The 12,690-nt window shown below is 70.0% G+C and carries 14 protein-coding genes and 1 riboswitch; of the genes, 9 read left to right on the forward strand and 5 right to left on the reverse strand.

Annotated features, from left to right (window positions below; all coding sequences use genetic code 11):
• The 3 genes from QQY66_RS35570 to QQY66_RS35580 all read left to right on the forward strand — a co-directional run bounded on the left by QQY66_RS35570 (position 1) and on the right by QQY66_RS35580 (position 4,039).
• Positions 1-393 (forward strand): hypothetical protein, encoded by a 393-nt coding sequence (locus QQY66_RS35570; protein WP_301984430.1) that lies wholly within the window; start codon positions 1-3, stop codon positions 391-393.
• Between the two features lie 86 nt (positions 394-479).
• Positions 480-932: a hypothetical protein gene (locus QQY66_RS35575; protein WP_301984431.1), complete on the forward strand. Its 453-nt coding sequence runs from the start codon at positions 480-482 to the stop codon at positions 930-932.
• 689 nt (positions 933-1,621) lie between these two features.
• Entirely contained in the window at positions 1,622-4,039 is a 2,418-nt protein-coding gene (locus tag QQY66_RS35580; RefSeq protein ID WP_301984432.1) for an NB-ARC domain-containing protein, read from the forward strand.
• Here QQY66_RS35580 and QQY66_RS35585 read toward each other — a convergent pair.
• On the reverse strand, positions 3,970-4,287 hold the full coding sequence (locus QQY66_RS35585; RefSeq protein ID WP_301984433.1) for a hypothetical protein: 318 nt from the start codon (positions 4,285-4,287) through the stop codon (positions 3,970-3,972). The two genes, QQY66_RS35580 and QQY66_RS35585, sit on opposite strands and share 70 nt — an antisense overlap.
• Positions 4,288-4,331: 44 nt before the next feature.
• Here QQY66_RS35585 and QQY66_RS35590 point away from each other — a divergent pair, with 44 nt between their 5' ends.
• The 3 genes from QQY66_RS35590 to QQY66_RS35600 all read left to right on the forward strand — a co-directional run bounded on the left by QQY66_RS35590 (position 4,332) and on the right by QQY66_RS35600 (position 4,965).
• Positions 4,332-4,493: a hypothetical protein gene (locus QQY66_RS35590; protein ID WP_301984434.1), complete on the forward strand. Its 162-nt coding sequence runs from the start codon at positions 4,332-4,334 to the stop codon at positions 4,491-4,493.
• A 104-nt stretch (positions 4,494-4,597) separates the two neighbouring features.
• Positions 4,598-4,771, forward strand: coding sequence for a hypothetical protein (locus tag QQY66_RS35595; RefSeq protein ID WP_301984435.1), 174 nt, complete (start codon positions 4,598-4,600; stop codon positions 4,769-4,771).
• Positions 4,772-4,830: 59 nt separating this feature from the next.
• Positions 4,831-4,965 carry a hypothetical protein gene (locus QQY66_RS35600; RefSeq protein WP_301984436.1) on the forward strand — a complete coding sequence of 45 codons (135 nt, stop codon included), beginning with the start codon at positions 4,831-4,833 and terminating at the stop codon, positions 4,963-4,965.
• Positions 4,966-5,356: 391 nt separating this feature from the next.
• Here the strand turns inward: QQY66_RS35600 and QQY66_RS35605 are convergent, their stop codons facing one another.
• The 4 genes from QQY66_RS35605 to gcvT all read right to left on the reverse strand — a co-directional run bounded on the left by QQY66_RS35605 (position 5,357) and on the right by gcvT (position 9,680).
• Entirely contained in the window at positions 5,357-6,724 is a 1,368-nt protein-coding gene (locus QQY66_RS35605; protein ID WP_301984437.1) for an L-serine ammonia-lyase, read from the reverse strand.
• An 84-nt stretch (positions 6,725-6,808) separates the two neighbouring features.
• The gene (gene glyA / locus QQY66_RS35610; protein ID WP_301984438.1) at positions 6,809-8,071 is read right to left on the reverse strand and encodes a serine hydroxymethyltransferase; all 1,263 of its coding nucleotides are present in this window, start codon (positions 8,069-8,071) and stop codon (positions 6,809-6,811) included.
• Between the two features lie 13 nt (positions 8,072-8,084).
• Positions 8,085-8,462: a glycine cleavage system protein GcvH gene (gene gcvH, locus QQY66_RS35615; protein ID WP_301984439.1), complete on the reverse strand. Its 378-nt coding sequence runs from the start codon at positions 8,460-8,462 to the stop codon at positions 8,085-8,087.
• Positions 8,463-8,561: 99 nt separating this feature from the next.
• A complete protein-coding gene (gcvT, locus tag QQY66_RS35620) occupies positions 8,562-9,680 on the reverse strand; it encodes a glycine cleavage system aminomethyltransferase GcvT (protein WP_301984440.1) in 1,119 nt (372 codons plus the stop codon).
• A 144-nt stretch (positions 9,681-9,824) separates the two neighbouring features.
• Positions 9,825-9,924, reverse strand: a riboswitch (glycine riboswitch).
• Positions 9,925-10,153: 229 nt separating this feature from the next.
• Between gcvT and QQY66_RS35625 the strand changes: the two genes are divergently transcribed.
• From QQY66_RS35625 to QQY66_RS35635, 3 genes are all read left to right on the forward strand, one after another.
• Positions 10,154-10,822, forward strand: a complete 669-nt coding sequence (locus tag QQY66_RS35625; RefSeq protein ID WP_301984441.1) for an AAA family ATPase — start codon at positions 10,154-10,156, stop codon at positions 10,820-10,822.
• A 64-nt stretch (positions 10,823-10,886) separates the two neighbouring features.
• A complete protein-coding gene (locus tag QQY66_RS35630; RefSeq protein ID WP_301984442.1) occupies positions 10,887-11,669 on the forward strand; it encodes an enhanced serine sensitivity protein SseB in 783 nt (260 codons plus the stop codon).
• 166 nt (positions 11,670-11,835) lie between these two features.
• Positions 11,836-12,627 (forward strand): enhanced serine sensitivity protein SseB C-terminal domain-containing protein, encoded by a 792-nt coding sequence (locus tag QQY66_RS35635; RefSeq protein WP_301984443.1) that lies wholly within the window; start codon positions 11,836-11,838, stop codon positions 12,625-12,627.
• Positions 12,628-12,690 lie beyond the last annotated feature (63 nt).

A 12,690-nucleotide genomic window follows, 5' to 3' on the forward strand; every position in this document is an offset into this window, starting at 1 on the left:
ATGCTGAGAGTCGGGTTTGTCCGAGAGTTCTTCGAGGGGCCGGTCGATCTTCCGGGAATCCATGAACTCACGCGCTCGGATTCCGGGGAATGGCGAGAGATCGCGACGTTCGCCGTCGCGTACCTTGCCGGCTCCCCGGTGGTTGCCGAATTCACCGAGACCGAGCAGTGCCTGCTGGGCTGTGGCGAGAATCTCGTAGGCTGCTCGTCCTTGTTCACCGATGGGTCCTGGGTCTGGCGCCGCGACCTCGGGCATTACGTGGGACGCCACGGCGTGCTGCTGCCGTCGGAATTCGTCGAGCGGATGCAAGGGTTCGGCTGGAAGCCGCCTGCAGATGCCGTCGACGCCTCGCTGGCGCGCCTGGCATTGCAGACCGCCTGGCAGGTCGACTGACGTGTGCATCGGCATGACGGGTCGGATCACGGATATCAGCCGCCGCGGTAATTCGTCGGCGCGGTACTGAGGATGGGGACAGGGAAGTGACAGGTTCACGCACGGAACGCCGTTCCGCCGGCACCCAGACCATGCTGGACGTGCTGCTGCGCTGGACATGGATCCGGCGCCGCACGGCCGCGAGGGACATCACCGACTTCGACGGCGGGCAGCCGCTGCGGGTCGTCGGGTTCACGCAGAGCATCGGCGGGGCGGTCAAGGTCTCGGTCGGCAAGGGCAAGCAGATCGCGCGGCTGAGGCAGGGCTATCTTCGGCTCGCCGCGGGTGAGCCGCCGCTCTGGAAAGACGCGCGAGGCGACCGGAGCGTGACCCTTCAGGCGCCGTTCCGGCTGAAGCCGGCGGGCGGGAAGGTCCGGCTGGCGCCGAAGTTCGAGCGGTACGAACTGGTCACGGGCGCGGGGACGTACGACCTCGCGGTGCCGAAGGAGGACGGGGAACTGGTGCGGCACGCGTTCGGCGGCGGGGCGGGGCTTCGGTGAGCGGCGGGGTGAGTCCCGCGCGGGCCAGGGTGTTGGAGTCGAGGCAACACCCTGGCCCGCGCGGCCGACCGAGGGCGTCCGCGACGGCCGCGCGAGTTGAGCGTGTCACTTGAGCCCGGCTTCCGAGAGTCGCTGAGGGCTCGGTTCCGGTGCCGAAGCAGCATCATTGCGGCTGCCCTGTAGGTCGGTGACAATGACGTTCCGGCCCCCGGAACACCCGTGGGTGTGGCCATGTGCGGCCACAGTGCGGCCGGACACCTTTGGACGGGGTAACACAGGGTGTCACGGTGGAACTGTAGGCCGACATGTCCCGCTTGCCGGTACGTGCCTTCAGGGCGGCGATGGTGCCTTCGTGCAGGGACACGGAGGCCGGGCGGACGGGGCCTTCGCCAGGAGCGGGGGAGGTCGCCATGGTTGAAGTCCGTAGGCGTCAGATCCTCATGATCAGGGATGGTCTTGGCCGGGATTCGGCAGTGGGAGAAGGACGCCAACGGAATGGGTCCCGTGGCGGTCAGGTGGAATGCGGCTGAGAGGGATATCCAGTCGATCTCGGTGAGGACCGGATGCGGGGGTCCTGCGGACCCGCCGCGCGGCGCCCTCGCAGTGTCGGCCCTTTCCCGCCCGTGCTCCGATCTTGTCGATAGCCTTGCGGGAGCTGCGAGTTGGGGGAGTCCTGGGTGGAACCGTTGATGAGTACGGCGCTCTGGGCCGTCGGCACGGTCGCTTCGGGCGCTCTTTCCGGAGCGGGCGGAGAGATGGGCAGGCGGACCTCGGAGAGGCTCTACGGCCTGCTGGGTCGCGCACGTACTGAGGACGAGGGAGCGGGCACCGGTTCCGGAGACGGTGAGCAGCAACCCACCCTGCCCGTCACCGGGCTAGAGCAGATGGCAGCCACGCTACGGCTGATGGAAGTCGCCCGTAGATCCCCGGAGTTCGCCCGTGATCTCGCGGAGTGGGTCCGTGAGGCATCCTGGCTGGCGCCGCGTGCCGTGCCTGCCGTGGCTCACGGCGCCTCCCGTCCGCAGATGCTGCCGCCGGCGACCGCGGTGTTCACGGACCGCGAGGACGTGCTCGCGTGGATCACGGCACTGCTCGATCACGCGGACCCCATACCGGGGGCGCCGACGATCGCCGTCCTCACCGGGCCGGGTGGTATCGGCAAGACCGCAGTCGCCGTTCACAGCGCGTACGCACTGCGGGAGCGGTTCCCCGACGGGGTCCTGTTCGTGGACCTGGCCGGCGCGTCCTCCGGTACGGCTCTGTCTCCCTCCGAGGCGCTTGCGCGGCTTCTGGGAGGTCTCGGGTTTCCGCCCGCCGAGGTGCCCGGTGATGAGGCCCGTCAACGGGATCTGTACCGCGACTGCATGGCCGACCGGCGCATGGTGGTCGTACTGGACAATGCCCATGCCGACGCGCAGGTCGTCCCGTTGCTCCCGGCTTCGTCCGGGTGCCTCGTCCTCGTGACGAGTCGGCATCGGCTGGGCCGCCTGGTGGCCGAGCACGGCGCTCGTCCGCAGGTCCTGAGGCCGCTGTCGACCTCGGATTCCGTCCTCCTGCTCCGGCGGGTCGCGGGGAGCGAACGACCGGCGGCTCCGGACGCGGTCGTTGAGGCCGTGGCTCAGGCTGCTGGTGGTGTTCCTCTCGCACTGTGCACCACGGGCGCCGGTCTCGCTGTCCGGGAGCACTTGGCCTGGGAGCGGGTGGCGCGACAGTTGACCGAACGGATCCACGGCCAGGGCCAGGGAGGCGACGCCATGCCATCGGGAAGCACCGACGACCCAAGTGGTTCCGCCGATCCTGTTCGCCACGCCCAGGATGCCTCGTACAACGAGCTGACTCCCGAATGCGCCGCCTTCTACCGTGCGATCGCGGTGTGGGCGTGGCCGACCGTGTCCGTCATGTGCGCGGCGCAGGCCGCCGGCGTGGAGGAGTACCAAGCCCGGGAACTGCTGGAGCAGTTGGCCAGGGTGCACCTGCTGGAGGAGGTCGGGGAGGAGCGCTACCGCTTCCACGACCTGGCGCGGGCGCACGCACGTGAGCTTGCGGTGGCACAGGACGGTCATGGCCGTATCTCCGCCGGGGTCCGTCGGGTGACGGTCGCGTATCTGCGGTGGGCGGCCGAAGCGGACTTCCGGGTCATGCCGTTGCGCTGGCGGCTCGGCCCCGCCTATCGGGGACTCGTTCTTCCCGAGGATCGTGATCCGGCGGACGGCAAGCGCGCGCTGGCGGATCTGCGCCGCGAGCGTGAGAACCTCGCGGCCGTCATCCGGGCGGCCGATCACCACGGCTTCGACGACCTCTTATGGCAGTTGTGCGAGGCGATGTGGGGTCTGCATCTGCTGCTCGGCTTCCATGCCCAGTGGATCGACACGCATCTGCTCGGAGTCGAGGCCGCCCGGCGCTGCGCCGCGGAGTTCGGTGACCGGCGTGCGGTGGGCCGGATGCTGGTGCAACTCGCGTTCGGGTACATGGGAGCCGGGCGGGCGGACGATGCCGAGGAGGCCCTCGCTCAGGCCGTGGTCGCGGACGAGGCCTGCGGCCATCATCGCGGGCAGGCGAGTGCCGTCGAGGCTCTGGGGCTGCTCCGTCTCAGGCGGTGGCGGTATACGGAGGCCCAGCGGTGCTTCGAGGAGGCACGGGAGATCCTGAGGCGTGTCCGGGAGGGCGACGACGGGTGGAAGGACCTGCCTCGTGCCACGGCCCTGCTGGAGCACCACATCGGCCGTGCCCAGACGAAGCAGCGGCACTTCGCAGCCGCCCTCACCCGGCTCAACGACGCGCTGGTACGGTTCCGCGGGCTGCCCGACGGTGGCGACGCCTACAACGAGGGCCGGGTCTACATGAGCCTGGGCGAGCTGCACATGGACGCGGGGGACACGGACCTCGCGCGCGTGAGCTTGGACAAGGCCATCAAGGCCATGGAGACGGCAGGCGCGGGACTGCAGCTTGCAGACGCCTTCGAGTCGAGGGCCCGGTGCCATCGTCTCTCGGACCGTCCGGCGGATGCGGCGGAGGATCTTCGTACCGCCGCTGTGCACTACGAGGAGAACGGTGACCGGATCGGTGCCGAGCGGATCCGGGTGGGGCTCGCCGAGTTGGAGGCGTGAGATCCGGCCGGCGGTGGGGACGACGGGATCAGTTCGACGGTGACGGGGTGTGCCGTGTCGCCTGTGCGTACGGTGATCTCGGGGAGGGCCTCGTACAGGGGCCTCCCGCTCGCGAGCCAGGCGTAGAGCGCGGAGGCGTGGGCGGTCGGATCGCACAGGTCGGGTCGTCCGTCCGGATCCGGGGTGGCGGACAGGCGTACGAGGTCTCCCGAGCGGGTGTGCACGAGACAGCGGTCGGGCCCGTCCATGTAGGCGACCAGCCGACACGTTCGCGGCGGGCCGGCAGGCCAAGGTGCCGGTCCTCTTCGGCACCACCCGCACGGAGGGACGGTACTTCGACTACTTCGACTTCGATGGCAAGGGGCAGCCGCTGACGGCGGAGCAGTACCCCCGGACCATGCGCGACTGGTTCGGCGAGGACATCGCAGACGAGGTGCTGGCGCGCTTTCCCTGACCGGCTACCCGACCCCCACGCTCGCGCACGCCGCCGCCCGCGGCGACCGGGACTACTCCTGCCCGACCGCCCGCGTCAGCCGACAGCTCGCCCAGGGTGCCCCGGTGTACCAGTACGAGTTCGCGGACGTGACCGGTCCGCCCGCCGAGAACCTCCGCAACCAGAACACCGACTACGACTTCGGGGCCACGCACACCAACGACCTCCAGTACCTCTTCCGGCACCACGGACATGAGGCGCCCTTCAGCGCGGGGAGCGGCAGCTCTCCCGGCAGATGATCCGGTACTGGTCGTGGTTCGTCGCACACGGAGTCCCCCGTGCCCCCGGCCTTTCCGACATGGCCGACCGGCGCGTCCGGCCGGGCGAGGTGATGGTCCTTCGGACCGCGTCGGCCGACGGCCCCAGCCTGTCCGGTGACTTCATCGCCGCTCACCATTGCGCGCTGTGGGACGCGGTCGCGGCCACCGGCTGACACCTTCCCGACGCCGCCACCCCCGGTGCCGTTACCGCAGAAAGGGGCTCCCCTTCCGTGACCAAGTGCGCCAGATCGCGGGGGAGAGAGCAGGGCCTGACTGCCTGCGCTGTCGTGAACGTAGGGGAGAGACCAGCCGCTGCTGCACACGGGAGTTTTCCGCAGCACTCGTGTATCGAATGGCGCCCCTCAGTCTGATTCAGGGGGTCGATTTGATACATCCGCATGGTGGCGGCGGAGTTCCCGTCGTTGACTATGTGCCACGAACCCGCAGGTCAGACGCCCACGCGAGGGGATTCCCCAGGGAGTTTCCAGGGACTTTCCGCCGCGTGAGCAGGAATGGCCCCGACAGCACTGAAAGACACGAACGCGCAGGTCAGGGCCCACCCCATCAGCACTCGATGATGTTCACCGCGAGCCCGCCCCGAGCCGTCTCCTTGTACTTCACGCTCATGTCGGCGCCCGTGTCCTTCATCGTCTTGATGACCTTGTCGAGGGACACCTTGTGGGAGCCGTCCCCGCGCATGGCCATCCGCGCGGCGGTCACCGCCTTCACCGCGGCCATGCCGTTGCGTTCGATGCAGGGGATCTGGACGAGGCCGCCGACGGGGTCGCAGGTGAGGCCGAGGTTGTGTTCCATGCCGATCTCGGCGGCGTTCTCGACCTGTTCGGGGCTGCCGCCGAGGACTTCGGCGAGGGCGCCCGCCGCCATGGAGCAGGCGGAGCCGACCTCGCCCTGGCAGCCGACCTCGGCGCCGGAGATGGAGGCGTTCTCCTTGAAGAGCATGCCGATGGCGCCGGCGGCCAGCAGGAAGCGGACGACGCAGTCCTCGTCGGCGCCGGGTACGAAGTTGATGTAGTAGTGCAGGACCGCCGGGATGATGCCGGCCGCGCCGTTCGTGGGGGCCGTCACGACCCTGCCGCCCGCCGCGTTCTCCTCGTTCACCGCCATCGCGTAGAGCGTGATCCACTCCATGGCCAGGGCCTTGGGGTCGCCCTCCGAGCGCAGCTTGCGGGCCGTGTTGGCGGCCCGCCGCCGTACCTTCAGGCCGCCCGGCAGGATGCCCTCGCGGGACATGCCGCGTGCCACGCACTCCCGCATCACCCGCCAGATCTCCAGCAGGCCCGCGCGGATCTCCTCCTCGGTCCGCCAGGCCCGCTCGTTCTCCAGCATCAGTGCGGAGATCGACAGGCCGGTCTCCTGCGTGAGGCGCAGCAACTCGTCGCCCGTGCGGAAGGGGTACTTCAGGACCGTGTCGTCGAGTTTGATGCGGTCGGCGCCGACCGCGTCCTCGTCGACGACGAAGCCGCCGCCCACGGAGTAGTAGGTCTTGGAGAGGAGTTCGGCGCCGGAGGCGTCGTGCGCCCAGAGCGTCATGCCGTTCGCGTGGTAGGGGAGTGTCTTACGGCGGTGCAGGACCAGGTCCTTGTCGAAATTGAAGGCGATCTCCCGCTCGTCGAGCAGCCGGAGCCGGCCCGCCGCCTTGATGTCCTCCACCCGCTGGTCGGCGGTCTCGACGGCCACCGTGCGCGGTGACGCGCCCTCCAGTCCGAGCAGTACCGCCTTGGGCGTGCCATGGCCGTGTCCGGTCGCGCCCAGGGAACCGTACAGCTCGGCCCGTACGGACTCGGTGGAGTCCAGGACGCCTTCGCCCCGCAGCCGGTGGGCGAACATGCGGGCCGCGCGCATCGGGCCCACGGTGTGAGAGCTGGACGGGCCTATGCCGATCGAGAACAGGTCGAAGACCGAGATGGCCACGGGGACTCCTCAAAGCGGGGGTGGTGGGGCACCCGGCATTCCGGCGATCAGGGCCGGGTGGCCGGGTGTCCCACCAGGGGGGACTTACTTGTTCAGGCCGGGATACAGCGGGTGCTTGTCCGCGAGCGCGGTGACCCTGGCCTTGAGCGCCTCGACGTCGTACGACGGCTTCAGCGCCTCGGCGATGACGTCCGCGACCTCCGCGAAGTCCTCGGTGGTGAAGCCGCGGGTGGCGAGGGCGGGGGTGCCGATGCGGAGGCCCGAGGTCACCATCGGCGGACGCGGGTCGTTCGGGATCGCGTTGCGGTTGACCGTGATACCGACCTCGTGGAGGCGGTCCTCGGCCTGTCGGCCGTCCAGCGCGGAGTTGCGCAGGTCGACCAGGACCAGGTGCACGTCCGTGCCGCCGGAGAGCACGTCGACGCCCTCCGCCTGCACGTCCTCCCGCACCAGACGGTCGGCGAGGATGCGGGCACCCTCCAGGGTACGGCGCTGCCGCTCCTTGAAGTCCTCCGATGCGGCGACCTTGAAGGCGACCGCCTTGGCGGCGATCACATGCTCCAGGGGACCGCCCTGCTGACCGGGGAACACCGCGGAGTTGATCTTCTTCGCCAGCTCGGCGGTGGAAAGGATCACTCCGCCGCGCGGGCCGCCCAGCGTCTTGTGGGTGGTCGTGGTGACCACGTGCGCGTGCGGGACGGGGTTCGGGTGCAGCCCGGCTGCCACCAGACCGGCGAAGTGCGCCATGTCGACCATCAGATACGCGCCGACCTCGTCCGCGATCCGGCGGAACGCGGCGAAGTCCAGCTGCCGCGGGTAGGCCGACCAGCCGGCCACGATCAGCTTCGGCTTGGACTCCTTGGCCAGCCGCTCGACCTCGGCCATGTCGACGACACCGGAGTCGTCCACGTGGTAGGCGACCACGTCGTACAGCTTGCCGGAGAAGTTGATCTTCATGCCGTGGGTCAGGTGCCCGCCGTGCGCGAGGTTCAGGCCCATGATCGTGTCACCGGGCTTGAGCAGCGCGAACATCGCCGCCGCGTTGGCCTGGGCGCCCGAGTGCGGCTGCACGTTGGCGTGTTCGGCGCCGAACAGGTCCTTGATGCGGTCGATGGCGATCTGCTCGACCACGTCCACGTGCTCGCAACCGCCGTAGTAGCGGCGGCCCGGGTAGCCCTCGGCGTACTTGTTGGTCAGGACCGAGCCCTGCGCCTCCATGACCGCGACCGGCGCGAAGTTCTCCGAGGCGATCATCTCGAGCGTGGACTGCTGGCGGTGCAGCTCGGCGTCGACGGCGGCGGCGACGTCCGGGTCCAGCTCGTGCAGGGGGGTGTTGAGGACAGACATTCGGTACGACTCCTCAGCCGGCGGAAAAGGCGGTGTACTCGTCGGCGGAGAGCAGGTCGGACGGCTCCTGAGCGACACGTACCTTGAACAGCCAACCGCCTTCGAAGGGCGCGGAGTTCACCAGCGACGGGTCGTTGACCACATCCTCGTTGACCTCGGTGATCTCGCCGCTGACGGGGGAGTACAGGTCGCTGACCGACTTCGTCGACTCCAGCTCGCCGCAGGTCTCGCCCGCGGTCACGGTGTCACCGGCCGTGGGGAGGTCGACGAAGACGACATCGCCGAGCGCGTTGGCCGCGTGCTCCGTGATGCCGACTGTCGCGACGCCGTCCTCGGCGGCCGACAGCCACTCGTGCTCCTTGCTGTAGCGCAGCTGCTGGGGGTTGCTCATGGCCTGAATTCTCCTGTACGCGGGGGAGTGCTGGTGAATGGGGGACTGCGGAAGACGGTTGTGAGCAGGGAGGATGTGCCCGGCATCACAGCCCAGTGTCTACTTCTGGCGCTTGTAGAACGGCAGCGCCACGACCTCGTACGGCTCGTGGCTGCCGCGGATGTCCACACCGACCCCGGCCGTACCGGGCGCCGCGTGCGCGGCGTCGACATAGGCCATCGCGATCGGCTTGCCCAGGGTGGGCGAGGGGGCGCCGGAGGTGACCTCGCCGATCACCTCGCCGCCGGCGACGACGGCGTACCCGGCGCGCGGCACCCGGCGGCCCTCGGCGACGAGCCCGACGAGGACGCGCGGCGGGTTCGCCTGGGCCCGGGCAGCAGCCTCGGTCAGCGCCGCGCGCCCCACGAAGTCGCCTTCCTTCTCGAACTTCACCACCCGGCCGAGCCCGGCGTCGAAGGGCGTCAGCCCGGTCGACAGCTCATGCCCGTACAGCGGCATGCCCGCCTCCAGGCGCAGGGTGTCCCGGCAGGAGAGGCCGCACGGGACCAGGCCCGCGCTCTCGCCCGCCTTGGTCAGCGCCTGCCACAGCTCGACCGCGTGCTCCGGCTTCACGAACAGCTCGAAGCCGTCCTCGCCGGTGTAGCCGGTGCGGGCGATGAGAGCGGGGACGCCGGCGACGGTGCCGGGCAGGCCGGCGTAGTACTTCAGTCCGTCGAGGTCGGCGTCGGTGAGCGACTTCAGGATGCCGGGGGACTCGGGGCCCTGGACAGCGACGAGGGCGTAGTTGTCCCGGTCGTCGCGCACCTCGGCGTCGTACTCCTCGGAGCGCTCGACCAGCGCGTCCAGGACGGTCTGCGCGTTACCGGCATTCGCCACGACCAGGTACTCGGTCTCGGCCAGCCGGTAGACGATCAGGTCGTCGAGGATGCCGCCGTCCTCGCGGCAGATCATGGTGTAGCGGGCGCGGCCGGGCTTGACGGCACCGATGTTGCCGACGAGGGCGTAGTCCAGCAGGGCGGCGGCCTGGGGGCCGGTCACCGTGATCTCGCCCATGTGGGAGAGGTCGAAGAGCCCGGCCCGGGTGCGTACGGCGAGGTGCTCCTCGCGCTCGGAGCCATAGCGCAGGGGCATGTCCCAGCCGGCGAAGTCGGTCATCGTCGCGCCCAGCGAACGATGCAGGGCATCGAGCGCGGTGTGACGCAGAGGCGTACTGCTCATCGGATCTGCTCCCAAGGCATGACAGGCGAGGAAAGTTCCTCCCCATCTGTCATCGGAACCTGAGAGGTTCGCCGTGACCGGTGGAGATCACGGTTTGCACCTTGGGTGGAGCCACTGCGGCAGCGGCCCGCTTTTCAGATGTGCCTCGCCCGCGCGGTAACGGGGCCTGAGAGATTCAAGGGAGGGACTTGCTCCTTCGGCGCCCCAGCGACAGCGGTGCTGGGAACTCTCCCGCGCGGATTCAAGCGGCCGGTATGCAGTTGGCGCGCACATCATTGCACGCATCCGCCGACCGCGGCAGGGGGACCTTTCAAGACGACCGTCCACAGGGACCGCTCAGGTTCACAGTCGGGCTCAGTGGCCTGTAGCAGGCTTGTTGCGGGAAGCGGACGTAAACGGGAGACGCCGCGTATTACCTTCTCTTTACACTCGACGGGGATGGGAACTCCCGACCCCAGGGGAGGACGATCACGGTGAAGAGGATCACGGCGTACGCCACCAGCTCGGCCCTCGCGCTGCCCGAGCAGCACACGGCCCCGGCCAAGGAGGCCTGCGGCGCGCACCGGGCGCCTGTCGTCCGGGATCTGCGCGACCGCGCCGGCCGCAGCCCGCACGCACTGCTCTTCGGCCCCAAGGACCTCGTCGTGATCACCGGCCTGCCCGGAAGCGGAAAGTCCACGCTGATGGCGCGCACGGTGAAGGGCATCCGGATCGACTCCCAGGACACCCGCGACCGCTGGGACACCCGCGCGCCCCGCTTCCTGCCGTACGCGGTCTACCGCCCTCTGGTCCGCCTCGCGCACTACACCGGACTGCGCCGCGCCCTGCGCACCGGCACCGGAGTCGTCGTCCACGACTGCGGTACGCAGTCCTGGGTGCGCCGCTGGCTGTCCCGCGAGGCCCGCCGCCGCGGCGGCACCCTGCACCTCCTGCTGCTCGACGTTGCGCCCGGCACCGCCCTGGAGGGCCAGCGCGAACGCGGACGCGGCGTCTCCCGCTACGCCTTCCTGCGCCATCGCACGGCGGCCGCCCGGCTGATCCGCTCCGTGGAGCGCGGCGATCTGCCCGACGGCTGCGGCTCGGCGGTCCTGCTCGACCGCAACGCGGCGGACGTGCTGCGCAGGATCGGCTTCACGGGCTGACCCCGGTATTCCACCCGCTAGCCTTTGAGCCACAGCAGTGATCTCGGCAGGCGGTTGACAGAAGATGGACTTCCCAGGGGACTTCCCGGACTTCCCGGCACAGGCGCACCCCCACCCGCACGGGGGCTGGCCCGGCAACGAGCTGGAGGAGGTGCTCTCCGCCTCCCTCAACGTCCCGGGGGCCGGCGGACGGATCATCGAAGTCCTCGGACGCAGCTTCGTCTGGGTCCCGCTCCCGAACGGCGGCGGCCCGGACAGTGTTCCGCTCGACCTGCCCACACTCGAACTCGGCGGCCAGGCCTACGTCCCGGTGTTCAGCTCCGAGGAACAGTTCCGCCAGATCGCCGGCTCCCACATGTCGTACACGATCGCTCCCGCGGTGGAGTTCGCCCGCGGCCTGCCCCCGCAGGTCGGCATCGCGGTGAACCCCGACGGCGTGGTCGGCATCCCCCTCCCGCCCCCCGCCGTCGCCGAACTCTGCCGCGTGGGCCGCACCCCCCTGGACGGCCTCACCACCGGCGGCCGGGTCAAGCTCTACGAACCGGACTGGCAGGACGACCCCGTGGACTTCCTGTCCGCGGCGGCCACCGAGTTCGACCGGACCGGCGTGGTGACAACGGCCCGCCGTTGCCTCGCGGCGATCGAAACGGCCGATCCGGTCATGTTCGTGGGCGTCGAACTCTCCCAGTGGGAGGGCGACATCAGGGCCCTTCCACTGGACGCGCTGGGCCGAGCCCTGGCGAAGGTCCCCGTGAAGTGGCCGGTAAACCTGGTTCTCCTGGACGTAACACAAGACCCGGTGGCCGAGTGGATGCGCAACAGGGCCCGCCCCTTCTACCAACGGTGATTGCAACACCCCAGGGGCGCGGGGCTGTATCGATGTGCGGCTCCGCCGCGTGGGCGCGACAAGCCACAACGGACCCGCACTCGCCGACGTGCAACAAGCCCCGAGCTCTTGGGCGCTTAAGCTGGTTCCATAATCCGGGGAACCTCCAGTGAAGGGGCGGTACAAGGTGAGCGCCAGCATCGCGACCGGCCAGGTCGAGCACATGCTGCGCCAGGTGACGCCCGGGCGTTACGACGCCTACGAGGCACTGCTGCGCGCCCTCGCGACCCCCTCCGCCGGCCAGGTCTGGATGCTCCTCTGGCACGGCCAGGCAGGCTCACCGGACGCGCAGTACGGAAACATGGAGGTCGACGGCCACGGCTACGCCCCCTGTGTCACCTCCGCCCAGGAACTCTCGGCCAGCGGCTGGAACCGCTCCTACGAAGTCGTCGACGGAGTGGACGTCGCCCGCACCCTCTACCCCGACCACTACGGCCTCTGGCTGAACCCGCACGCGCCCGGCGGCGGTGTCGGCATCCCCTGGCTCGACCTGCGCCGCATCGCCACCGGCCTGGAGCGGCAGCCCGCGGGGCCGCTGCGGCTGTCGGAGCCCGGCATCGAGATCCCGCAGTTCTACGCCCTGCTCGCGCAGAACGCCCACCGCACTCCCGCGGTCCGCACCCTGCGCCGCGCCTGGGTGCAGCCGGCGCTCGGGGCGCCGTACCTCGCCATCGGCCTCGATGTATACGACACCAGCCCGGCCGCCGTGGACTCGGTGCGGGCGATGATGCAGCAGTCCATCGGCGCGGTCCCGGACGGCCTGCCGGTGTCGACGGTCGCCATGTCCGACGAGTACGACCCGGTCGCGATGTGGATGCGGGCCCAGGCCCGCCCCTTCTACGACCGCGAGGCCCACGCGGCCCCCGCCCAGGCCCCCGCCGCCGGGTACGGCTACCCGCCGGCTCACGGCGGATACTGAACACATGGTGCGCGGCCACCCTCCGCCACAGGGGCGGAACTCTTCTTCGCGCGTAGACCGCGA

Source organism: Streptomyces sp. DG2A-72 (assembly GCF_030499575.1).
Classification (GTDB): domain Bacteria; phylum Actinomycetota; class Actinomycetes; order Streptomycetales; family Streptomycetaceae; genus Streptomyces.

Bases quoted from the DNA above. Each gene is read 5' to 3' on its own strand.
- gcvH (WP_301984439.1), bottom strand. From the start codon at position 8,462: ATGAGCAACCCCCAGCAGCTGCGCTACAGCAAGGAGCACGAGTGGCTG.
- QQY66_RS35600 (WP_301984436.1), top strand. From the start codon at position 4,831: ATGGCCGACCGGCGCGTCCGGCCGGGCGAGGTGATGGTCCTTCGGACC.
- QQY66_RS35570 (WP_301984430.1), top strand. From the start codon at position 1: ATGCTGAGAGTCGGGTTTGTCCGAGAGTTCTTCGAGGGGCCGGTCGAT.
- QQY66_RS35580 (WP_301984432.1), top strand. From the start codon at position 1,622: ATGAGTACGGCGCTCTGGGCCGTCGGCACGGTCGCTTCGGGCGCTCTT.
- QQY66_RS35630 (WP_301984442.1), top strand. From the start codon at position 10,887: ATGGACTTCCCAGGGGACTTCCCGGACTTCCCGGCACAGGCGCACCCC.
- QQY66_RS35585 (WP_301984433.1), bottom strand. From the start codon at position 4,287: ATGGACGGGCCCGACCGCTGTCTCGTGCACACCCGCTCGGGAGACCTC.
- glyA (WP_301984438.1), bottom strand. From the start codon at position 8,071: ATGTCTGTCCTCAACACCCCCCTGCACGAGCTGGACCCGGACGTCGCC.
- gcvT (WP_301984440.1), bottom strand. From the start codon at position 9,680: ATGAGCAGTACGCCTCTGCGTCACACCGCGCTCGATGCCCTGCATCGT.